Here is a 19,511-nt window from a genome sequence, read left to right on the forward strand (position 1 = left end):
GGGCCTCTCAGCAGGCGGCAATCCTGCAGATCTTGCCCAGCATCTTCTTGCTGTCCTTGATCTGCATCTTGAAGTCCGAGGTGGCGGGCTTGCTCCACTCCCCCGCGACTGTGTAGATCACCAGCGCGTTCGCCCGCCGCGTCACGATGCCGCGCTCGCCGCCGATGGCCACCCGCCTGCCGCTGTAGGCCTGGCCGGTGACGGCGATCGACTCGTCGCCGAGCTTCACCCGCTTGCCCGTGAACCGGTAGCTCTTGGTGCCGCAGGCGGAGACCGCGGAACGGATGTCCCGCATCGCCTTCTTGGCCCCGGCCTTCGAGGTGTAGAGGATCACCTGCTCGGACTTCGAGTAGTCGGGCACGGCCGTGTAGATGAGGGTCTTGGCGGCCTTCCGGCCGGACCGGGCGAGCGTCGCCCTGTCACACGGGTTGACGACGAGCCGCGCGGCGGTCCGACCGCTCACCGCCCAGCTGTGCTCGGGGTTGTCATCCTTCTTGGCGGCGGCCTTCTCGTACAGCATGAAACCGTCGGGAATGGCGACCGCTGCGGCTAACAGGAGTATGGAGATCATGGTCCCCGATGGTACGAGCCGCCGATGCAGGGATTCTTGCAGCCCGCTTGCTCAGCCGCCGGAGATGTCGGACTCGGCGTCCTCGGGGACGACGGTGTCCCAGGCGTCGTCGAGCCAGCCTTCAGGCAGGTGGACCTTGGTCCGCTCGCCGGACTTGCCGCGCGGCGTGTCGGTGTGCGGCGGCCACGGCTGGTCAGGGTCCAGCTCGGCCAGCCCTGCGCGCAGCTCGTCGAGCGAGTCCGCCGTCGTCACCCGCCGCCGCGCCTCGGCGCCCACGGTGAAGCCCTTGAGATACCAGCCGATGTGCTTGCGGAAGTCGGCGATGGCGTAGCGCTCGGTGTCGAACGCCTCGACCATCATCGTGGCGTGCCTGGCCATCGTTCGCGCGACCTCGCCGAGCGACGGCCTGGCCCGCTCGGCGCTGCCGTCGAACGCACTCCGCAGATCCCTGAACAGCCACGGCCTGCCGAGGCAGCCGCGGCCCACGACCACGCCGTCGCATCCCGTACGGGCAACCATCCGCAGCGCGTCGTCGGCGGACCAGATGTCGCCGTTGCCCAGCACCGGGATGTCGGGCACCGCCTCCTTGAGCCGGGCGATGGCGTCCCAGTCGGCCGTGCCGCCGTAGTGCTGGAGCGCGGTGCGCGCGTGCAGCGCCACCGCCGCGACGCCCTCCTCGGCCGCGATGCGGCCGGCGTCGAGGTAGGTGAGGTGGTCGTCGTCGATGCCGGTCCGCATCTTCATGGTGACGGGCAGCGGGCCCGCGTTGGCCACCGCCGCACGCAGGATCCGCCGCAGCAGGTTGCGCTTGTACGGGAGCGCGGAGCCGCCGCCACGCCTGGTGACCTTGGGTACGGGGCAGCCGAAGTTGAGGTCGACGTGGTCGGCCAGGTCTTCCTCGGCGACCATCTTGACCGCCCGGCCCACCGTCACCGGGTCGACCCCGTACAGCTGGAGGCTCCTGGGCCGCTCCGGCTCGGCGAAGCGGATCATCTTCATGGTCTTGGCGTTCCGCTCCACCAGGGCGCGGGAGGTGATCATCTCGCACACGAACAGCCCGCCGCCCTGCTCGCGGCAGAGCACCCGGAACGGCGCGTTCGTGATGCCCGCCATCGGCGCCAGCACCACCGGCGGCCACACCTCGATCGGCCCAATCTTCATCCTTGAAGTTGTAGCGCAGGTCCGGCGGGAAGCGGTATTCGCACGGGTGAGGCGGGGCGGCGGGAAATTCGCTAGAGTAGTCGGGCAACGCGGAAGTGGCTCAGTGGTAGAGCATCACCTTGCCAAGGTGAGGGTCGCGGGTTCGAATCCCGTCTTCCGCTCGGACAGGTTGCCCGGTGGAGTGGCCGAGAGGCGAGGCAGCGGCCTGCAAAGCCGTGCACGCGGGTTCAAATCCCGTCTCCACCTCGACGGACGATTAGCTCAGCGGGAGAGCGCTTCCCTGACACGGAAGAGGTCACTGGTTCAATCCCAGTATCGTCCACCATCTCCACGAAGCCCCCGGACCACCCGGGGGCTTCCGCATGTACGGACCATGGTCAAGTCCGCGAGCCCCGGGGTGTTCCGAGGGCCGGGGAGCGTCGGCATACCGGTGACATACCGGGCGCTCGTACTCTTGCGCGGGTGCGTTTTCACAGGTGCTGGACCAGAACCGCTGCCGTGTTGCTCCTCGGCGCTCCCCTGCTCGTGACGGTTTCCCCCGCCGAGGCGAGACCCCTGTCGGACAGGAGTTTCTTCGGCGAGTGGAAGAACGGCGCCTGGGTCGCGGGGTCGCGGTTGTCGTACACAGAGCCGGGACTGACGGCCATGCAGAACGCGGTCAAGGCCGGCGACCATGCCCTGGCCAAACGGCGGTTGCTCGAATATTTCCGGACCCGTCCGCCGATCTCGGCCGGGACCTTCTCCCACCCCGACTGGCCGGGAGCCGTGGAACTGACCGCGGACCACATCTGGACGCTCGCCGGCGGCGAGGTCTACATCGACACGCTGACGGTCGGCCCCGCCGAGACCACGGTCACCACCGACGTGACGAGCAGCGTCACCGGCGGCCGGAGCGGCTTCTTCCTGATGAGCCGGTACAAGGACGCGGTCGTCGCGAACTTCCACAGCAGGAGCAAGGGAGAGGGCAAGCCCACCCTCCGGCTGACCTTCACCGACGGCTCGGCGAAGACCCTGGTGCCTACCGACGACACCCACATCTGGGCGGGCCACCCGGGCAACGTCTACGGCGACAAGTACCTGCTGCGGGTCGCCGACCAGGGCAAGGGCCCGTTCACGGCCGCGACGAGCAAGGCCTACTTGCAGTTCGACCTCGACGGGCTGCCCAAGGTGAAGAAGGCCGAGCTGACGCTGACCGGCAAGGCGGACGCCAGGAAACAGGTCATGCTGTTCGGCAACGGCGAATCCTTCGACGAGGACACCCGTACCTGGAACAACACCGTGCAGTACACCTACTCCTGGCAGGGCGACCCCGACGGTTTCGACTGGAAGCAGCCGGCCGGCGCCGACAAGGAGTACTACGTCCAGCTCCCCCGCTTCTACTTCGCGGGGCCGCTGGCCGCCGCCTACCAGCGCACCGGCGACGAGAAGCACGCCCGCGCCCTCATCGGCATCATGACCGACTTCATCAAGGACGCCGACGCCTACGACTCCGACGAGGGCGCCGGCTCGTACCCGAACAGCCTCTCCGTGGCGCGCCGCATCCAGAACTGGATCCCCGCGTACGAGATCCTGCGCAAGAGCCCGTCGCTGACCCCCGAGGCCAACGCCGAGATCCTCAAGGCGTTCAACAGGGCGGGCCTGCATCTGCAGGAGAGCACCCAGGGCGCGCCGAACTGGAGGCAGACCCAGAAGGTCGTGCTGCTGCACCTCGCGGTGTACTTCCCCGAGTTCCGCGTGGCGGACAAGTGGCGCGCCGACGCTCTCGGTTTCCTGGAGGGGCAGCTCGACGACTCGACCTACCCCGACGGCGGCTACTGGGAGGCGACGGACGGGTACGCCCGCGGTTACGCCTCCCAGTACGTGGACATCGCCCTGTTCATGCGCCAGCACGGGATCGAGTTCAGCTCCGCCACCAAGGGCAAGCTGCGCAAGCTGGCCCGTTTCCTGATGGATCAGACCTTCCCCAGCGGCTACAACGCCATGTACGGCGACAGCGACACGAAGGACATGCGCTCGACGCTGAGAAGGCTGGGCGAACTGCTGGGCGACCAGGAGCTGATCTACGTCGGCACCTCGGGCGGCTCGGGGCGAAAGCCCGCGCACACCTCGTCGCTGTATCCCGACACCCGGGTGGCGGTCAGCAGGTCCGGCTGGCACGCCCAGGACTCGTACCTGCGGCTGAACATCGACCGGGGCAACCACAGTCACCCGGACGAGCTGGCGGTCACCGTCTACGCCCACGGCAGGCCGCTGCTGCCCGACATGGGGACGTTCACCTACAGCCAGGACCCGCGGGCGGAATGGCTGAGGAAGAGCACGGAAGCGCACAACACCATCGAGATCGACAACAAGGCGCAGGATTCGAAGGCTCCGGGGGCGATCACGCACATGGTCACCAACCCGGTCTTCGACCGGATCGGAGCCCACAGCGAAGCCTCCGCCGGGGCGCTCCACGAACGGTCCATCCTGGCCCTGCACTCGGGCCTGTGGCTGGTCTCCGACCGGTTGAAGCCCAAGAGCGGCGGAGCGCACCGCTACGAGCAGAACTGGCACTTCGCCTCGGACGCCGAGCCCTCGCTGCGGTCCGGTTCGAAGGCGGCGGCCACGGCCTTCGGTACGGGCGCGAACATCACCGTGGTGCCCGCCGACCCGGGCCAGGTCAGCGCCTCGCTGCGGGCCGGTTACCACGCTCCGTACATGTACCAGGTGCAGGACGCCAAGTACGCGTCGTACGTCAAGACGGTCACGGGCGGGACCACCTTCGACACCCTCCTGCTGCCCTCCACCGGAGCTGCGGACCCATCGGTCGCCGTAAAACGCCTCCCCGTCAGCGGCGCCACGCCGTTCGAGGCGACCGCGCTGAACCTGAACCTGGGCGCGCGCGGCGAGGGGGTGTACTACAAGTCCTGGAACAAGCAGGCGTCCCGGTCGTTCGGGCCGTACGACTACGACGGGAAGATGTTCTACACCGAGACCGGCGCCGCGGGTCAGACGGTCGTGATGATGAGCGGCACGTCCATCGAGCATGACGGCGCCACCCTGGTCAAGTCGCCCGTCGAGGTGCCGGACCTGGCCGTGCGCGTCGGGACCGACGGCACCGGCCGCATCGACGGCAGCGGCCTGACCGCGAGTACCGACCAGGCGCGCGCCATCGCGATCGCCGCGCCGGGGGCCACGAAGGTGGTCCTCAACGGCACGCAGGTGCCCTTCACCCGCGACGGCGCACTCATCTACGCGGCGGCCGTCGCGTGACGACGGGTTCGGCCGGGCTTGCCCTCATGGCGGGCGAGTGGGCCGCGGCCGCGCGGCTCAGGCGGGCCGGTGACCCGGGCCGTCAGCGGACGCCGCGGGGGCGGAACTGGATGCTGATGCGCGGCCCCGCCGGGCGGGTGGTCTTGGGGACGGCGTGTTCCCACGTGCGCTGGCAGCTGCCGCCCATCACGATGAGGTCGCCGTGACCCAGGTCGTAGCGGAGTGACGAGCCGCCGCCGCGCGGGCGGAGCAGCAGAGGGCGCGCGTAGCCCACGGACAGGATCGCCACCATGGTGTCGTGGGCGGCGCCGCGGCCGATGGTGTCGCCGTGCCAGGCCACGCTGTCGCGGCCGTCGCGGTAGTAGCACAGGCCGGCCGTGGCGAACGGCTCGCCCAGCTCCTCGCGGTAGTGCTCGTCGAGGACGCGCCTGGCGTCGGCCAGCACCGGGTGCGGCAGCGTCTCGCCCTCGTCGTAGAACTTCAGCAGCCGCGGCACGTCGACGACGCGGTCGTACATCTTGCGCCGCTCGGCCCGCCACGGCACCGACTCCGCCAGCCGCTCGAACAGCTCGTCGGCTCCCGACAGCCAGCCCGGCCGCACGTCGACCCAGGCGCCCCGGTCGAGAGGGACGCGGCGGACCGTCGAGCCGAGCGGCCCCACGGCGAGTTCCTCGTTCAGGCTCAGCAGAGATGCTTGGTAAACAGCCGCCATACCACCGAGTGTAGGTGATCGTTCAAACATGTTTTCGACTGTGCCGGATCCCGCGGGCGGGGCATGAAGGACGAGAAGAATCGCGTGGCGTCGTCCCGGGCCGCAGCGGGGCCGCCACATCCGATCGAGGAGCACGTCATGCTCACCACTGAGTTCCTGCCGGGCAGCCCGTGCTGGGTCGATGTCGGCAGCCCCGACATCGAGGCGACCGCCGGCTTCTACAGCGACCTGTTCGGCTGGCGGTTCCAGCCGGCGATGGAGGGATACGGCTTCTGGCAGGCCGACGGCAAGACGGTCGCCGCGGCCGGGTCGGTGATGGAGGAAGGGGCCGCCGCGTCCTGGATGGTCTACTTCCAGACGCCCGACTGCGACGCCACCGCCAAGGCGGTCGAGCTGGCCGGCGGGCTGGTCCGCGCCCAGCCGTTCGACATCGAGGGGCAGGGGCGGATGGCGCAGTTCACCGACCCCGCGGGGGCGGAGTTCGCGGCCTGGCAGCCGGGTGGCACGCGCGGCCTCGACGTGGTGACCGATCCGGGGTCGTTCGCCTGGGCCGAGCTGTTCGTGCCCGACACCGACGGCATCCGCGGCTTCTACCGGTCGGTGTTCGGCTGGCGGTTCGACGACGTCGACATGGGAGATCTGACCTATCCGGTGGTCTCGCCGGCCGAGGGCGGCGCCGACTCGTCGATGGCGGGGCTGGTGGGGCTGCCGCCGGGTGACCGGGCCCACTGGGTGCCGTTCTTCGAGGTGCCCGACTGCGACGGGGTGGTGGCCAGGTGCCAGGAGCTCGGCGGCACGGTGCGCACGCCGGTGGACGACGTGCCGGGGGTGGGGCGGATCGCGTACCTGTCCGATCCGCACGGGGCGCGGTTCGCGGTGATCACCAGCACGGCCTGAGCGCGCCGGTGTAACGTCTTCGGGGTGTTGACACGTTACATGCTCGGCGCCCTCGCCTCCCGTACCGGCGACGAGATGTCCGGGCCCGCGCTGCTGGTCGCCGGGCTGGCTGTCACGGGGTCGCCGGTGCTGGCGTCGTCGCTGCTGGCGGGGCTGACCGTGTCGGCGGCGGCCGGGGGGCCGCTGCTGGGCGTGATGCTCGACCGTACCCGCAGGCCGGGGCGGGTGCTCGGGTGGTGCCTGGTGGGTTACGGCGCGGGGCTGCTCGTGGTGCTGGCCGGGCTGGGGCGGCTGCCGGACGCGGCGCTGATCGGGGTGGCGGTGCTGACGGGGTTGCTGGGGCCTTCGCTGAACGGCGGGTGGACGGCGCAGCTGCCGTCGGTCGTCGGGGCCGGGCGGCTGCCGCGGGCGAACGCGCTGGACGCGATGAGCTACAACGTGGCCGCGCTGGCCGGGCCTGCGCTGGTGGGGGTGATCGCGACCGCCACCGGAGGAGAGGCGGCCGTCGTGGCCGGCGTGGTGCTGCTGGTGGCGGCCATGCCCGCGGCCCGGGTGCTGCCGGCGCGGGAGGAGAGGCTCGGGAAGCCAGGGGCGGTCCGGGAGGAGCTCGCGGCCGGGTTCCGCGCCATCGCGGGGAACCGGGCGCTGCGGCGGGCGACCGTGACGTCCATGGTGTCGATGGCGGGTCTGGCCATGCTGATCGTGGCCGCGCCGCTGCTGGGGCTGCGGCTCGCGGGCGACGCCGGGTACGGGGCGCTCCTGCTGGCGGTGACGGCGGGAGCGGCCCTCGCGGCCAACGCCGTGATCGCACGGGTCGGGGTGCGATGGCAATCTCTCCGCACGGGACGGCAAGCTGGCGTCGCGAGGGCGGGGGTGCGGTGGCGGCCTCTCCGGGCGGGACGACAAGCCGGTGCCGTGGACGCGCGGGCGAGGTTACGGTGGCGGCCTCTCCGGGCGGGACGGCAAGGCAGTGCCGGGGTCGCGCGGGCGGGGATGGGGTGGGACACGGTGATGGTCGTGTCCACCCTGTTGATCGGGGTGGGGACGTTGGTGGCGGCGGTGGCGGGGTCCTTTGCGGTGGCGGTGGTGGCAGCCGTGGTGGTGGGCGTGGGTGAGGGGCCGCAGCTCACGGCGCTGTTCGCGGTGCGGCATCGGGAGGCGCCTGAGCGGGTGCGCGGTCAGGTGTTCACGACCGGGGCCAGCTTGAAGATCACCTCGTTCGCGGCGGGTTCGGCGCTGGCGGGGCCGCTGGTGGCCTTGTCCCCGGGAGCCGCGCTGCTCGCGGGGGCGGGCGTCCAGCTTCTGGCCGTGGCGGCGTACGGTCTGCTCTCGCTCCCCCGGTCGGCCCTGGAAGGACCTACGCCGTACGGTCCTGACGAAGAAACACAGTCGGGGTGATCAGGCTGGGCGGGTGGAGCGGTAGGCGGCTACGCGTTCGCGGGTGGCGCAGCGTGGTGTGCAGTAGCGGCGGGGGCTGCCGCCGCCCGCGTGCAGGAAGGGGCGGCGGCAGGTCGCCGACGCGCACAGGCCGCCGGGGACGCGCTGGTGGTCGGCCAGGAGGACGGCGAAGGCCATCGCCGAGGACGCCTGGAACCATTCGCCCCAGGGCGCGTCGTCGTGGCCGTCGACGTGCACGTGCCAGCCGGTCGTGCCGTCGTGGCTGGTCAGGCGGGGCGGCCCGGCGGCGGTCGCCAGGAGGCCGTTGAGCAGGGCCGCCGCCGCGCCGGGGCCGGGCGCGGCGAGGACCTCGACGAGCCGCCCGGCCGCCTCCCGCATCGCCCGCACGTCGGCCCCGGTGAGGTCGAGCGGCCCCCGCTCCCCGTGGGCGCGCAGCACCCGGGCCACCGACTCCGCCGTCGCGTCCTCGTACAGCAGGACCGTGCACAGGTCGACGGCCCTGGCCGCGATCGCCTTGGTCGAGTGATCCTCCACGTTCCCGAGCGTAGAGGGTCAGCCGCCGCAGGCGGCGACCACGAGCGAGTCCTTCAGCACCGTGTAGCGGTCCCTGAGCCTGACCGCGCCGGTCCCGGTGTCGATCTGGACGACGTTCATCCGGCCGGCCTGGGTGGTGAGGTGGAGCGTGACCTGCCGGTCGCCGGTCCAGTCGATGGCGTTGAGGTCGCCCTTGGGCAGCTTGACCGGGACCCGGCCGAGCACCTGGTCGGTCTCGACGTCGTACAGCACGAGCTGGGACTTGCCGGCGACGAACGCGGCGGCGGTGCGCCCGTCGGCGGCCAGGGCGAGCGGCATGTTGGCGGAGACGAGCTGCGGCGGGGTGGCGCGGGAGACGAGCTCGCCGGTGTCGGCGCGGACCACGACGTCCGTCACGGACTCGTCGGCGTCGACGGTGGTGAGGACCTCGCCGCCGTCGCCGCTGAAGTCCACCAAGGTCTCGCCGCGCGGGAGCGTGCCGAGGCGGGCGCCGTCGGAGGTGTCGAAGATCCGCACCTGGCCGGTGCCGATCGTGACGGCGAGCCGGCCGCCGTTGTCGGACAGGACGAGCCCGACCTCGTACTGCGGCACCCGGGGCACCGCGCCGGCCGGCAGCAGGGTGACGCCGCCGCCGAGGGTGCGGACGGCGAGGCGGTGGGAGTTCTTCGCGAAGTACGCGACCTTCGTGCCGTCGCCGCTGACCGCGACGGGCGCGGGGAGGTACTTGTAGGGCTTGCCGTCGGCCTTGAGCGCGACGGTCTGCGCGTCGGCCAGGACGCGCTGCTCGCCGCTGTGCATGACCAGCCGCCACGGGCCGCAGGGCAGCCGGCCGTCGTCGCCCCTGTCGCAGCCCTTGATGGAGGCGTAGCGGACGGCGTCGTGGTGCGGCGCGGCCTGGGCGGGCGCGGTCAGGGGCACGGTCAGTGGCACCGCCAGCAAGGCGGCGGCCAGCAGGATGACCTTCATGTCACTCTCCCGCGACGGTGTAGAAGTAGGGGTCCTTGCCGGTCGTGTAGCGCTCGGTCTGCTTGACGGCGCCGGTCGCGGGGTCGGCGGTGAGCACCCGGACCACGGCCGTGCCGCCCTTCCCTCTCCCGGGCACGGCGACCGTGAGCTTGCCGCCCTCGCCCCACCGGGCGGTGAACGGGGTGTCGCCGGGGTCGAGCGCGAGGTCCACGCCCTCGGTCAGCTTGCCGGTCGCCAGGTCGTACAGGCGCAGCCGGGGCGGTTTGCCGCGTTCGGGGTGGCCGGAGACGACGACCGCGACAGTCCGCCCGTCGCGGGCCAGCGCCTTGACCGGCGCGTTGGCCACGACCTGCGGCGGCGTGCGCCTGACGGAGGTGCCGTCGGGCTCGTGCACGACGAGCGCGGTGGTGTTGTCGGCGGTGACGCGCTCGGTGAGCACCCGGTCGCCACCGGGGCTGAAGCCGATCGGGGTGTCTCCCCCGCGCAGCTCGGCGGTCCGCCGGGTGGCGAGGGTGTAGAGCTTGGTGGGCACCCGCTCGGCCTGGTCGAGGTAGTCGACCAGCACCCGGTCGCCGGCGGGCGACAGGGTGAGCGAGACCAGGTCGGTGCCGGCGCCCTTGGGCAGCAGCGACCTGGGCAGCTCGGTGCGGCGGCCGCTGGGCAGGTGCCACACGACCAGGCGGTGGTCGCCGGACCGCTGGTGGGCGACGGACCGGCCGTCGGCGCTGACGGCGAGCGGGGCGGCCTCGCCGGTGCTCCTGCCGCGCCGGTCGACGCTGACCCCGGCGACGGCGGAGCTGGTGGTCACGCCGCCGCCGGGGGCGAGCAGCCGCCAGGTGGGACACGGGACCGTGATGCCGGATCTCTCCGTACAGGTGGGTATCCACGCCAGGCCCACCTGAGCGGGCCTGGCGTGCGCGGCGGGCGCCCAGGCGACCCCGCCGAGGACCGCGGACGCCAGGAGGGCGGCGGTCGCCGAGCAGATTCTCATGCTCACTTGGACAACCGGCGGGCCGTCCCCGCGGATCACGGATGCGTCACGTTCGGGGCAACGGCCGGCGGCCGGGGAAGCCGAGCTCCGAGCGGTGGTACCAGCCCAGCTCCGGCTCGCCCTCGATCCAGCACAGCCGTACGGACGCGCCGTCGAGCACGGCGGGGAAGTCGAGCAGCACGGGCGCGATGCCCTTCACCTCCAGGCCCAGGCCGGCCCAGCGGGACAGGATCTCCTGCATGCCCGCCTCGATGCCCTTGATCTCGGGCAGCCCGCCGAGCGGGGAGACGCCGCCGGTGTCGCGGTCGTAGGTGATCTCGGCGAGGTCGGCGCGGGCGGCGACGAGCTCGCGGGCCTCGGCGAGGATCCGCGGCATCAGCGAGCGCGCCTCGGCGACGGAGAAGAGCCTGTCCATAGCCGGGAACGTTAGCGGTTCGGCTCGTAGGCGCGGAGCAGGAGCTGCTCGGCGTGGTCGAGATAGCCGTCGAGGTAGGCGGCGGCGCGGTCGGGCTCGCCGGCCTCGATGAGCTTGAGCAGCTCGCGGTTGCGGTCGAGGAACGGCTCGTGGAAGTCGCGCGGGTTCTCCATCACGTGGAAGACCAGGCGCAGCTCGGCCAGGAGCTGGCGCATCGCCTCGTCGAGCCTGGGGCTCTGGTTGAGGGTGACGAGGGCCTGGTGGTAGCGGATGTTGGCGGTGCCGACGGCCCGCCAGTCGCCGGCCTCGGCGGCCCGCTCGGCGTCGGTCATCGCCTCGCTGATCTGCGCCAGCGCCTGCGGCGTCGGGGGGCGGCGGACGGCCGCGCCTTCGAGCACCCGGCGCACGCGGTAGAGGTCGGAGACGTCCTCGGCCGACAGCACGCGGACGAACACGCCCCTGTTGAGCCGGTGGTCGAGCAGCCGTTCGTGGCTGAGCAGCCGGAACGCCTCGCGCAGCGTGTTGCGCGAGACGCCGAGGGCCTCGCAGATCGACTCCTCCGACAGGCGCTGGCCGGGCATGAAGAGGCCTTCGATGATCCGGTCGCGCAGGATGTCGGCGACCCGCTCGGCGGTGCTGCTGCGCCCGAGGCGGGATCGGTCTTGTGCGAGGCCGGCTACTGCGTCGTCCACAGGCAACAGGAAATCATCGAACAAACCTCTTGTCGAATCGTTCAACGATCCTTACGTTGAAACGGTGACCCTCTGAACGAAGGAGCGATCGATGTCCGGCTCCACCCCCCAATCCCGGCGGGTGATCCTCGCCAGCCTGATCGGCACATCGCTGGAGTGGTACGACTTCTTCCTGTACACGACCGCCGCCACGCTGGTCTTCGGCAAGCTGTTCTTCCCTACCTTCGACCCGCTGAACGCGACCCTGCTGGCCCTGACCACGAACGCGGTGGCGTTCGTCGCCCGGCCGCTGGGCGGGATCGTGTTCGGCCACTTCGGCGACCGCACCGGGCGCAAGACGGTCCTGGTCGTGACGCTGCTCGTGATGGGCGTCTCGACGTTCCTCATCGGCGTGCTGCCCGGATACGACACGCTGGGCGTGCTGGCGCCTGTCATGCTCGCCACGCTCCGGTTCGTGCAGGGGCTCGGGCTCGGCGGCGAGTGGGGCGGCGCCGTGATCATGTCGCTGGAGCACGGCGACCCGCGCCGCCGCGGATTCAACGCGAGCTGGCCCCAGGTCGGCGTCCCGGCGGGATACGTGCTGGCCACCGGCCTGCTCGCGATCCTGTCGTTCACGCTCCCCGACGCCGCGTTCATGTCGTGGGGCTGGCGGGTGCCGTTCCTGCTGTCGGGGCTGCTGGTCCTCGTCGGCCTGTGGGTGCGCCTGAAGATCACCGAGTCGCCGCTGTTCGCCGAGGTCGAGCAGAAGGGCGCCAAGGCGCGGATGCCGCTGCTGGAGGTGCTGCGCACGCACCCGCGCGCGCTGCTGTCGGCCTTCACCGCCCGGATCGGCGTGGACGTCGCCTTCTACACCTTCACCGCGTACATCCTCGTCTACCTGACCGGCCCGCTGGAGCTGGACCGGCAGGTGGGGCTGAACGCGGTGCTGATCGCCTCGGCGCTGCAGCTCGGGCTGATCCCGCTGTTCGGCTCGCTGTCGGACCGGTACGGGAGGCGCCCCGTGTACTTCGCCGGCGTCGTGGGCGCCGCGGTCTGGGTGTTCGCGTTCTTCCCGCTGCTGGAGACCCGGTCCACGTTCCTGATCATCGTGGCCGCCGTGGTCGCGCTCGTCACCCACGCGGCGATGTACGGGCCGCAGGCGGCGTTCATCGCCGAGCTGTTCAGCACCCGGCTGCGCTACAGCGGAGCCTCGATGGGCTACCAGGTGGCCGGCATCGCGGGCGGCGCGCTCGCCCCGGTCATCGCGATCAAGCTCGTCGACACGTTCGGCACCACGCTCGCGGTGTCGGTGTACGTGGTGATCGCGCTGGCGATCACCACCCTGGGCCTGGCCATCGCGCCGGAGACGCGGGACCTGGACCTGGCCGCCGAACCGATGCCGCAGCGCACCTGAGACCGCCCCTCCTGGAGTTGCCGCGAGAGCCGCGGGCGGCGGCTGCCACCGCCGCCCGCGGGGGGAAGGACGACCATGCGAACCGCCCTGCTCGTGATCGCCGCGCTGATCTGCGTGCCGACGCTCGTCGGACTCGTCGGGGGCCTCGAGAGGACCGACGCCGGCGAGGTGGCCGTGGTCCGCGACGGCGGCTGGTTCGACGACAACCAGGTGCGCGAGGTCATCCCGCCCGGCTCCGGCCTGACCTGGGCCGGCCTGTGGTCGTCGGTGCACCCGTACCCGGCGCAGCAGCGCTTCTACACGATCACCGCGGACGCCAGGCGCGCCACCACGCTGGGCGTGGACGTGGTGACGGTGCCCAGCGGCGACGGCGTGAACCTGGGCGTCGAGGGCACCCTGTACTTCACGCTCAACCTGGATCCGGCGACGCTGAAGACCTTCGACGACAAGTACGGCACCCGTACCTTCCGCGGCCAGGACGACTCCTTCCTGTACGCGTGGGAGGGCGACGAGGGGTGGACCGCGTTCTTCGGCCAGGCGGTCCGGCCGGTGATCGACAACGCGCTCCGCACCGAGGTGGGCGCCCGGCGCTGCGCCGAGCTGGTGCCGTCGTGCGCACTGCTGGAGAGCTCGGCGCTGAAGCCGCGCGACAGCAACACGAACATCAGGGCGGTGCAGGACGGGGTGAACGCCGCGCTCGCCCGCGACCTGCCGCGCACGCTCGGCGGCGCGTTCTTCACCGGCATGACCTTCTCTCTGTCGCGGATCACGCTCCCGGCCGAGGTGCAGAAGTCGGTGGACCGCTCGCTGGCGGCCGGCGCCGCCGTCTCCGAGGCGCAGGCGAGGGTGGCGCAGGCCGAGGCGGAGGCCAGGGCCAACCAGGCCAGGCAGGACGGCTACGACAAGTGCCCCGCCTGCGCCGAGATCGACAAGCTGAAGTCACTCCCCCAGGGGATCACCGTCTACGCCCCGGGGAACCAGGACGCGGTCGTCGTGCCCACCCGCTAGGTCCGGGGCTCGCCCGGAACAGGGGCACGGGTGAGCCACGGGCCCTTGAAGGCGGCCAGGGTCAGCAGGAACAGCACCTGGCCGCCCAGCCCGACCATCAGCCACGTCTCCCAGCCGGCCGCGGCGACGACCTGCGGCGAGACCACCAGCATCGCCACGATCATGACGCGGACGACCATCCCCCACAGCCCGAGCGCGGAGCCCTGCAGACGGGCGTCCACGTCCTCGGCGTTCTCGGAGAAGTTGGCCATCCACGGCACGTACGCGATGCCCAGGGCCAGGAACAGCAGCGCGTACACGACCACCACGTGGGTGGCCGAGGCGCCGGCGCCGACCAGGCCGATGAAGTAGGCCAGCGCGGCGATGGTCAGCACGGTCCCGGCGGCGGTGAACGGCTTGCGCAGCCGCAGCCGGTCGGAGATCCGGCCGACCGCGATGACGGCCAGCGCGTTGAGCACGATGCCGAGCGCGACCACGCCGTTGGCGGCCGCCGCGGCCATGCCGAACGCGGTGACCAGGATCGTCTGGCCGAAGATGGCGAAGGTCCAGTAGAGCACCTGCCAGCCGGTGTTGCCGAGCACGTGCGCCCACAGGTGCGGGTGCCGGAACAGCTCTCTCAGCTTGCCCGGGTCGATCTTCTCCTCGGCGCTCACCTCCGCCTCGGCGTCCATGACCTGGGCCCGCAGCGCGGCGGACGGCTCGGCGATCTGCCAGATGATGATCGCGCAGAGGGTGAGCGAGACGACGCCCATGAGGATGGCCTGCGACTGCCAGGCGTTGCCGAACAGCGGCAGCGTCAGGCTCGCCAGCGCGGAGGCCAGGAACGAGGCGCCGACCGGGCCCCAGGTCCAGAACGCGAACGCCTGCGCCCGTCCCATCCGGGGCGAGAAGTCGCGCACCAGCGAGGCGGTGATGGTGATGCCCGCGCCCTCGATGAACAGCATCAGGCAGCGGACCGCGAGCAGCCCGCTCACCGAGTCCACGGTGGCGAGCAGGAAGTTGCAGGCGGCGGTGACGGTGAGCGTGGGCACCAGGATGGCGACCCGGCCCCACCGGTCCGACAGGATGCCGCCGAACCCGGCGGACACCCCGCCCACCAGCACCGAGAGCGCCGCGATGAGCCCGTACTCCTCCAGCGACATGCCGAGGTCGGTCATCAGCAGCGGCAGGATGGTGGCGATCGTGGTCTCGAAGTTGGCCACCAGGCTGGCGAGCACCGCGATGGCGAGCAGGCGGACGCGGCGGGCGCCGACGGGATAGACGCTGAGCTCGCGGACGTAGAACGGCTTCATCCCCAACCTCCGGGGCACGAGCGGGACAAAGGGTCGCTCTAGAACGCGTTTCTAGTAGATCCACAGTTTGCTGCTGAACGCGCGCAAGTCAACGCCCACGAGCGTCACGATGTGATCTCGGTCACCATTTCGCACGTTGTAACGCAATCGCCGCCGATTCCCAGAACCTGATCGACCGTTTACGCATAAACTGCGCGCCTGTGAGCCTCCCTGTACGTGAACGTTCCCCCCGCCCGGGCGGCGGCCGGCACCGGCGGCCGGTCCCCACGTCCCTCCCGCCGGACGCGCCCGTACTCGTGCTCGCCGCGCCCGGCAGCGCCACCGGCGTGGCGGCGGACATCGCCGCCGTGGTGCGCGTCGACAACCCCCAGATCGAGGTACGGCTCACCACCGTGGACGAGCTGGCCCCGGCGCTGCCGGAGGGCCGGGACGCGATCGTGGTGCCCCTGCTCACCTGGGACGATCCGGCCGTCCTCGGCCAGATCGGCCGGGCCGTCGCCGACAGCGGCTCGGGCGCCGTCGTGACGGGCGCGCTCGGCCCGCACCCGCTGCTGGCCGAGGCGCTCCACATCAAGCTGGCCGAACGCGGCCTGGCCAGGGCCGACCGGGTGCGCCTGCTCAACGTCCACAGCCCCGTCGACGCGGTCATCCTCGGCACGACCGGTGGCGAGCAGGCCGTGCACGCGGCACAGGCGACCGCGGTGCTGCTGGCCTCCCGGCTGACGCTCCCGGTGGTGGCCGCCTCACTTGACAGCGAGCCCGGAGTCGCCGTGGCCGCGGACCGGCTGCGTGCGGCCGGCGCCCAGCGGCTGGCGCTCTCGCCGTGTGTGATCGGCCACGAGGCCCCGGCTGACCTGGGGCGACGCGCGGCGGAGGCGATCGGCGCCGGCCACGCGGAGCCGATCGGCGCGCACAGCATGATCGCCGAACTTGTCGCCCGCGCTTACGGCAGTCAACTGGCCACTTGACAAGGGCTTGTAGAGATCACTCAAGTAGCGTTACCGTCGGCCCATGTGCGAGGTCGTGTGCAAAGGTGAGCGTTTGTGGCTTCGTGAGGTCACCGAGTCGGATGCCGCGCCACTGCACGCGATCTACGGAGATCCGGCGGCCACCCAACATATGCCGTTCCCGCCCCGCACGGTCGGGCAGGTGGCCGAGGTTGTGCGGGAGGCGGTGGCCGCCGCCGCCGAGAAGCCGCGCCGCCTGTACGCGCTGGCCGTGCTCGACGCCCACGACCGGAGCGTGATCGGCGTCGCGCGGCTGCACATCGACGCCGAACGCCCGCACTGCGCCGAGATCGGCCTCGGCCTGCGCCCCGACCACTGGGGCCGGGGCATGGGCACCGACCTGGTACGGCTGCTGCTGACCTTCGGCTTCAAGCAGCTCGGCCTGCACCGCATCTGGGGCGCGCGGGCCCCCGCCAACCTGCCCGCCCAGCTGGCCATGCTGACGGCGGGCATGGTCGAGGAGGGTCGCCTGCGCCACCACGTGGCCGCCCCCGACGGCTGGCGCGACTCGGTGATCCACGCCGCGATCGAGGACGAGTGGCGCGGCCGCTGACTCAGCGGACCAGCCCGAAGAACGCCCGGACGTCCCCCACCAGCAGGTCGGGCGCCTCCATCGCGGCGAAGTGCCCGCCGCGGTCGAACTCCGACCAGTGCACGATCTTGTGCTCGCGCTCGGCGACGCGGCGGACCCCGGGGTCGCCCGGGAAGACGGCCACCCCGTGCGGGAGCGCCGACGGCTCCTGCCCTCGGCCCCAGGACGCGGCGCTCTCCTTGTACAGCCGGGCCGAGGAGCCCGCGGTCCCGGTGAGCCAGTAGATGCTGATGTCGGTGAGGAGCTGGTCGCGGTCCACCGCGTCCTCGGGCAGCTCGCGGGCCGGGTCGGTCCACTCCTTGAACTTCTCGGCGATCCAGGCGAGCTGCCCTGCCGGGGAGTCGTGCAGGCCGTACGCGAGCGTCTGCGGCCGGGTGGACTGGATCATCGCGTAGCCGGAGCCGTCCTGGTCGCCGTAGACGGCCAGACGGGCCCGCTCGGCCTCGGTCAGGCCCTCCAGCTCGGCCGGATCCCCGCTCGGGAAGCCGAGCCCGCCGTTGACGTGCACCCCGACGACTCGTTCCGGGTCGAGCCTGCCGACCATCGGGGAGATGACGGCGCCGGTGTCGCCGCCGTGCGCGCCGTACCGCCCGTAGCCGAGCCTGCGCATCAGCTCCTTCCACGCCGCCGCGACCCTGGCGATGTCCCAGCCGCGCTCACGAGTGGGCCCGGAGAAGCCGAAGCCGGGGAGGGACGGGGCGACGACGTGGAAGGCGTCGGCCGGGTCGCCGCCGTGCGCGCGGGGGTCGGTGAGCGGGCCGACGACCTTCATGAACTCGGCCACCGACCCCGGCCAGCCGTGCGTGACCAGCAGGGGCAGCGCGTCCGGCTCGGGTGAGCGCACGTGCAGGAAGTGCACGTTCTGCCCGTCGATCTCGGTGGTGAACTGCGGGAACGCGTTGAGCGCCGCCTCGTGCGCGCGCCAGTCGTAGCCGGTGCGCCAGTACTCGGCGAGTGCTCGCGCGTACGGGACAGGCACCCCGTACGACCAGCCGGCGTCGTCGAGCTCGTCGGGCCAGCGGGTACGGGCGAGGCGCTCGCGCAGGTCGTCCAGGTCGGCCTGCGGGACGTCGATGCGGAAGGGCCGGATGTCGTTGTCCATGACGCCCACGCTAGAAGCCGGTTAGGACAGGTACGGTCCTAGGTGTGCTGGAGACCTCGGCTCGACTGCTGAAACTGCTGTCCCTGCTGCAGACGCGGCGCGACTGGCCCGGCGCGGAGCTGGCCGGGCGGCTCGGCGTCTCGGCCCGTACGGTGCGTCGCGACGTGGAGCGGCTGCGGGAGCTGGGCTACCAGGTGCACGCGTCGGCCGGGGTGCCCGGTTACCGGCTCGGCGCGGGCAGCGACCTGCCGCCGCTGCTGCTCGACGACGAGGAGGCTGTGGCGGTGGCCGTCGGGCTGCGCACGGCCGCGCAGGGCGGCGTGGCGGGCATCGAGGGAGACCTCGGTGCGGGCGCTGGCCAAGCTGGAGCGGGTGCTGCCGTCGCGGCTGCGCCACCGGGTGAACGCGCTGCAGTCGATGACCGTGCCGCTGACCGGCGGCGCGCCCGCGGTCGAGGCGGGCACGCTGTCGGCCATCGCGGCCGCCTGCCGCGACCACGAGGGCCTGCGCTTCGACTACCGGGCCGGGGACGGGACGGTCACGGAGCGGCGGGTGGAGCCGCACCGGCTGGTGGCGTCGGGACGGCGCTGGTATCTGGTCGCGTTCGACCCCGGGCGGGACGACTGGCGGGTGTTCCGGGTCGACCGGCTGCGGCTGCGCACGCCGAACGGGCCGCGGTTCACGCCTCGGGAGCCGCCTGCCGACGACCTGGCCGCCTACGCCTCACACAGGATCTCCAGCGCGCCGTACCGTTACCGGTGCCAGGTCATCGTGCACGCGCCCGCGGAGACGGTCGTGGCGCGCATGCCGCCGTCGGTGGCCGCCGTGGAGCCGCTCGACGGGGGCGGTTGCCTGCTGACCAGCGGCTCCAACTCGCTGGACGAGCTGGCGTTCTGGCTGGTGTCGCTGGGGATGGCCTTCGAGGTGCGCGAGCCGCCCGAGCTGGCGGCGCACCTGCGAGTGCTGGCCCGCAGGCTGGCCGACGCGGCTGACGGCTGAGACGCCGGGTGTCGGCGCGGGGAATTGTCGGTGGCGGGCCCTACCATGAGCCTCCTCACGGAGGGATGGCCCATGCTCGACTCGCTGATCGTTCCCCTGTTCGTCACCACCGACCTGCCGCCCCGGGCCGAGCTGGCGGAGTTCGGCGAGCTGGTCGCCGGCGCGGCGCGGACGCTCGGCTACGACGCCTTCCTGTCGGGCAAGGTGTTCTGGCTCGACCGCCCGGTGCTGCCCGGGCAGCGGCCCGCCGCCGAGACCGAGTCGCGCTTCGCCGGGATGCTGGGCCACCTGGCGGTCTCGGGGGACGCGCATCCGGTCCGTGAGGTGGTGGCCGACCTGCGCACGGCGATCGGCGCGGCCGTCTCGGTCCGCTACGGCGACGCCGGCGCGCCGCCCGCCGTGTTCGCCATCCGCGACCGCGACGTCCGCGAGCGCACCCCCGACACGGCGCTCCACGTCGGCACCCGCGACGCCCCGGCCGAGCTGGTGACGGTAGCGCGGCCTTACCTCTGACGGCCCGGCCTGCTTG

The 19,511-nt window shown here is 72.1% G+C and carries 18 protein-coding genes, 3 tRNA genes and 1 pseudogene; 12 read left to right on the top strand and 10 right to left on the bottom strand.

Annotation, left to right across the window (positions count from 1 at the left end):
- Window positions 1-7: 7 nt before the first annotated feature.
- Both ACIBF7_RS15715 and dusB read right to left on the bottom strand, forming a co-directional pair.
- Window positions 8-571 (bottom strand): hypothetical protein, encoded by a 564-nt coding sequence (locus ACIBF7_RS15715; RefSeq protein WP_219548271.1) that lies wholly within the window; start codon window positions 569-571, stop codon window positions 8-10.
- A gap of 51 nt (window positions 572-622) precedes the next feature.
- Window positions 623-1,732 carry a tRNA dihydrouridine synthase DusB gene (gene dusB, locus ACIBF7_RS15720; protein WP_271279275.1) on the bottom strand — a complete coding sequence of 370 codons (1,110 nt, stop codon included), beginning with the start codon at window positions 1,730-1,732 and terminating at the stop codon, window positions 623-625.
- An 89-nt stretch (window positions 1,733-1,821) separates the two neighbouring features.
- On the opposite strand from dusB, the gene ACIBF7_RS15725 reads away from it, so the two are divergent.
- The 4 genes from ACIBF7_RS15725 to ACIBF7_RS15740 all read left to right on the top strand — a co-directional run bounded on the left by ACIBF7_RS15725 (window position 1,822) and on the right by ACIBF7_RS15740 (window position 4,984).
- Window positions 1,822-1,893, top strand: a tRNA-Gly gene (locus ACIBF7_RS15725).
- A 14-nt stretch (window positions 1,894-1,907) separates the two neighbouring features.
- Window positions 1,908-1,978: transfer RNA gene (locus tag ACIBF7_RS15730), tRNA-Cys, on the top strand.
- 4 nt (window positions 1,979-1,982) lie between these two features.
- Window positions 1,983-2,057, top strand: a tRNA-Val gene (locus ACIBF7_RS15735).
- A 173-nt stretch (window positions 2,058-2,230) separates the two neighbouring features.
- The gene (locus ACIBF7_RS15740) at window positions 2,231-4,984 is read left to right on the top strand and encodes a heparinase II/III family protein (RefSeq protein WP_397197405.1); all 2,754 of its coding nucleotides are present in this window, start codon (window positions 2,231-2,233) and stop codon (window positions 4,982-4,984) included.
- Between the two features lie 82 nt (window positions 4,985-5,066).
- On the opposite strand, the gene ACIBF7_RS15745 is transcribed toward ACIBF7_RS15740, so the two are convergent.
- Window positions 5,067-5,696 carry an alpha-ketoglutarate-dependent dioxygenase AlkB gene (locus ACIBF7_RS15745; RefSeq protein WP_148030713.1) on the bottom strand — a complete coding sequence of 210 codons (630 nt, stop codon included), beginning with the start codon at window positions 5,694-5,696 and terminating at the stop codon, window positions 5,067-5,069.
- A gap of 138 nt (window positions 5,697-5,834) precedes the next feature.
- On the opposite strand from ACIBF7_RS15745, the gene ACIBF7_RS15750 reads away from it, so the two are divergent.
- Entirely contained in the window at window positions 5,835-6,593 is a 759-nt protein-coding gene (locus ACIBF7_RS15750) for a VOC family protein (RefSeq protein WP_148030712.1), read from the top strand.
- A gap of 24 nt (window positions 6,594-6,617) precedes the next feature.
- On the top strand, window positions 6,618-7,991 hold the full coding sequence (locus ACIBF7_RS15755; RefSeq protein WP_397197406.1) for an MFS transporter: 1,374 nt from the start codon (window positions 6,618-6,620) through the stop codon (window positions 7,989-7,991).
- Here ACIBF7_RS15755 and ACIBF7_RS15760 read toward each other — a convergent pair whose 3' ends face one another.
- The 5 genes from ACIBF7_RS15760 to ACIBF7_RS15780 are packed head-to-tail and all read right to left on the bottom strand — an operon-like array spanning window position 7,992 to window position 11,589.
- Window positions 7,992-8,525: a CGNR zinc finger domain-containing protein gene (locus tag ACIBF7_RS15760; protein ID WP_148030711.1), complete on the bottom strand. Its 534-nt coding sequence runs from the start codon at window positions 8,523-8,525 to the stop codon at window positions 7,992-7,994.
- 18 nt (window positions 8,526-8,543) lie between these two features.
- On the bottom strand, window positions 8,544-9,491 hold the full coding sequence (locus tag ACIBF7_RS15765; RefSeq protein ID WP_397197407.1) for a hypothetical protein: 948 nt from the start codon (window positions 9,489-9,491) through the stop codon (window positions 8,544-8,546).
- A 1-nt stretch (window position 9,492) separates the two neighbouring features.
- On the bottom strand, window positions 9,493-10,482 hold the full coding sequence (locus ACIBF7_RS15770; RefSeq protein WP_397197408.1) for a hypothetical protein: 990 nt from the start codon (window positions 10,480-10,482) through the stop codon (window positions 9,493-9,495).
- Between the two features lie 46 nt (window positions 10,483-10,528).
- On the bottom strand, window positions 10,529-10,897 hold the full coding sequence (locus ACIBF7_RS15775; protein WP_148030708.1) for a DUF2203 domain-containing protein: 369 nt from the start codon (window positions 10,895-10,897) through the stop codon (window positions 10,529-10,531).
- A gap of 11 nt (window positions 10,898-10,908) precedes the next feature.
- Window positions 10,909-11,589 (bottom strand): GntR family transcriptional regulator, encoded by a 681-nt coding sequence (locus ACIBF7_RS15780; RefSeq protein ID WP_315970604.1) that lies wholly within the window; start codon window positions 11,587-11,589, stop codon window positions 10,909-10,911.
- A gap of 91 nt (window positions 11,590-11,680) precedes the next feature.
- On the opposite strand from ACIBF7_RS15780, the gene ACIBF7_RS15785 reads away from it, so the two are divergent.
- A complete protein-coding gene (locus ACIBF7_RS15785) occupies window positions 11,681-12,982 on the top strand; it encodes an MFS transporter (protein WP_397197409.1) in 1,302 nt (433 codons plus the stop codon).
- A gap of 75 nt (window positions 12,983-13,057) precedes the next feature.
- Window positions 13,058-13,990, top strand: a complete 933-nt coding sequence (locus ACIBF7_RS15790; protein WP_397197410.1) for an SPFH domain-containing protein — start codon at window positions 13,058-13,060, stop codon at window positions 13,988-13,990.
- Here ACIBF7_RS15790 and ACIBF7_RS15795 read toward each other — a convergent pair.
- The gene (locus tag ACIBF7_RS15795) at window positions 13,987-15,282 is read right to left on the bottom strand and encodes an MFS transporter (RefSeq protein ID WP_397197411.1); all 1,296 of its coding nucleotides are present in this window, start codon (window positions 15,280-15,282) and stop codon (window positions 13,987-13,989) included. The genes ACIBF7_RS15790 and ACIBF7_RS15795 overlap by 4 nt on opposite strands.
- 200 nt (window positions 15,283-15,482) lie before the next feature.
- On the opposite strand from ACIBF7_RS15795, the gene ACIBF7_RS15800 reads away from it, so the two are divergent.
- The gene (locus ACIBF7_RS15800) at window positions 15,483-16,250 is read left to right on the top strand and encodes a sirohydrochlorin chelatase (RefSeq protein ID WP_148030703.1); all 768 of its coding nucleotides are present in this window, start codon (window positions 15,483-15,485) and stop codon (window positions 16,248-16,250) included.
- 73 nt (window positions 16,251-16,323) lie between these two features.
- The gene (locus tag ACIBF7_RS15805; RefSeq protein WP_271280357.1) at window positions 16,324-16,842 is read left to right on the top strand and encodes a GNAT family N-acetyltransferase; all 519 of its coding nucleotides are present in this window, start codon (window positions 16,324-16,326) and stop codon (window positions 16,840-16,842) included.
- 1 nt (window position 16,843) lies between these two features.
- Here the strand turns inward: ACIBF7_RS15805 and ACIBF7_RS15810 are convergent, their stop codons facing one another.
- Window positions 16,844-17,983 (bottom strand): epoxide hydrolase family protein, encoded by a 1,140-nt coding sequence (locus ACIBF7_RS15810; protein WP_397197412.1) that lies wholly within the window; start codon window positions 17,981-17,983, stop codon window positions 16,844-16,846.
- Between the two features lie 44 nt (window positions 17,984-18,027).
- On the opposite strand from ACIBF7_RS15810, the pseudogene ACIBF7_RS15815 reads away from it, so the two are divergent.
- A pseudogene (locus ACIBF7_RS15815) lies at window positions 18,028-18,982 on the top strand (helix-turn-helix transcriptional regulator).
- A 72-nt stretch (window positions 18,983-19,054) separates the two neighbouring features.
- Entirely contained in the window at window positions 19,055-19,495 is a 441-nt protein-coding gene (locus tag ACIBF7_RS15820; RefSeq protein WP_397197413.1) for a hypothetical protein, read from the top strand.
- Window positions 19,496-19,511: the final 16 nt, after the last annotated feature.

It is taken from the genome of Nonomuraea sp. NPDC050478 (assembly GCF_044458265.1).
Classification (GTDB): Bacteria; Actinomycetota; Actinomycetes; order Streptosporangiales; family Streptosporangiaceae; genus Nonomuraea; species Nonomuraea ferruginea.

What these genes read in the sequence shown, in the direction of transcription:
- ACIBF7_RS15715 (WP_219548271.1), bottom strand. Translation starts at nt 571, where the DNA reads ATGATCTCCATACTCCTGTTAGCCGCAGCGGTCGCCATTCCCGACGGT.
- dusB (WP_271279275.1), bottom strand. Translation starts at nt 1,732, where the DNA reads ATGAAGATTGGGCCGATCGAGGTGTGGCCGCCGGTGGTGCTGGCGCCG.
- ACIBF7_RS15745 (WP_148030713.1), bottom strand. Translation starts at nt 5,696, where the DNA reads ATGGCGGCTGTTTACCAAGCATCTCTGCTGAGCCTGAACGAGGAACTC.
- ACIBF7_RS15750 (WP_148030712.1), top strand. Translation starts at nt 5,835, where the DNA reads ATGCTCACCACTGAGTTCCTGCCGGGCAGCCCGTGCTGGGTCGATGTC.
- ACIBF7_RS15765 (WP_397197407.1), bottom strand. Translation starts at nt 9,491, where the DNA reads ATGAAGGTCATCCTGCTGGCCGCCGCCTTGCTGGCGGTGCCACTGACC.
- ACIBF7_RS15770 (WP_397197408.1), bottom strand. Translation starts at nt 10,482, where the DNA reads ATGAGAATCTGCTCGGCGACCGCCGCCCTCCTGGCGTCCGCGGTCCTC.
- ACIBF7_RS15775 (WP_148030708.1), bottom strand. Translation starts at nt 10,897, where the DNA reads ATGGACAGGCTCTTCTCCGTCGCCGAGGCGCGCTCGCTGATGCCGCGG.
- ACIBF7_RS15785 (WP_397197409.1), top strand. Translation starts at nt 11,681, where the DNA reads ATGTCCGGCTCCACCCCCCAATCCCGGCGGGTGATCCTCGCCAGCCTG.
- ACIBF7_RS15790 (WP_397197410.1), top strand. Translation starts at nt 13,058, where the DNA reads ATGCGAACCGCCCTGCTCGTGATCGCCGCGCTGATCTGCGTGCCGACG.
- ACIBF7_RS15795 (WP_397197411.1), bottom strand. Translation starts at nt 15,282, where the DNA reads ATGAAGCCGTTCTACGTCCGCGAGCTCAGCGTCTATCCCGTCGGCGCC.
- ACIBF7_RS15810 (WP_397197412.1), bottom strand. Translation starts at nt 17,983, where the DNA reads ATGGACAACGACATCCGGCCCTTCCGCATCGACGTCCCGCAGGCCGAC.
- ACIBF7_RS15820 (WP_397197413.1), top strand. Translation starts at nt 19,055, where the DNA reads ATGCTCGACTCGCTGATCGTTCCCCTGTTCGTCACCACCGACCTGCCG.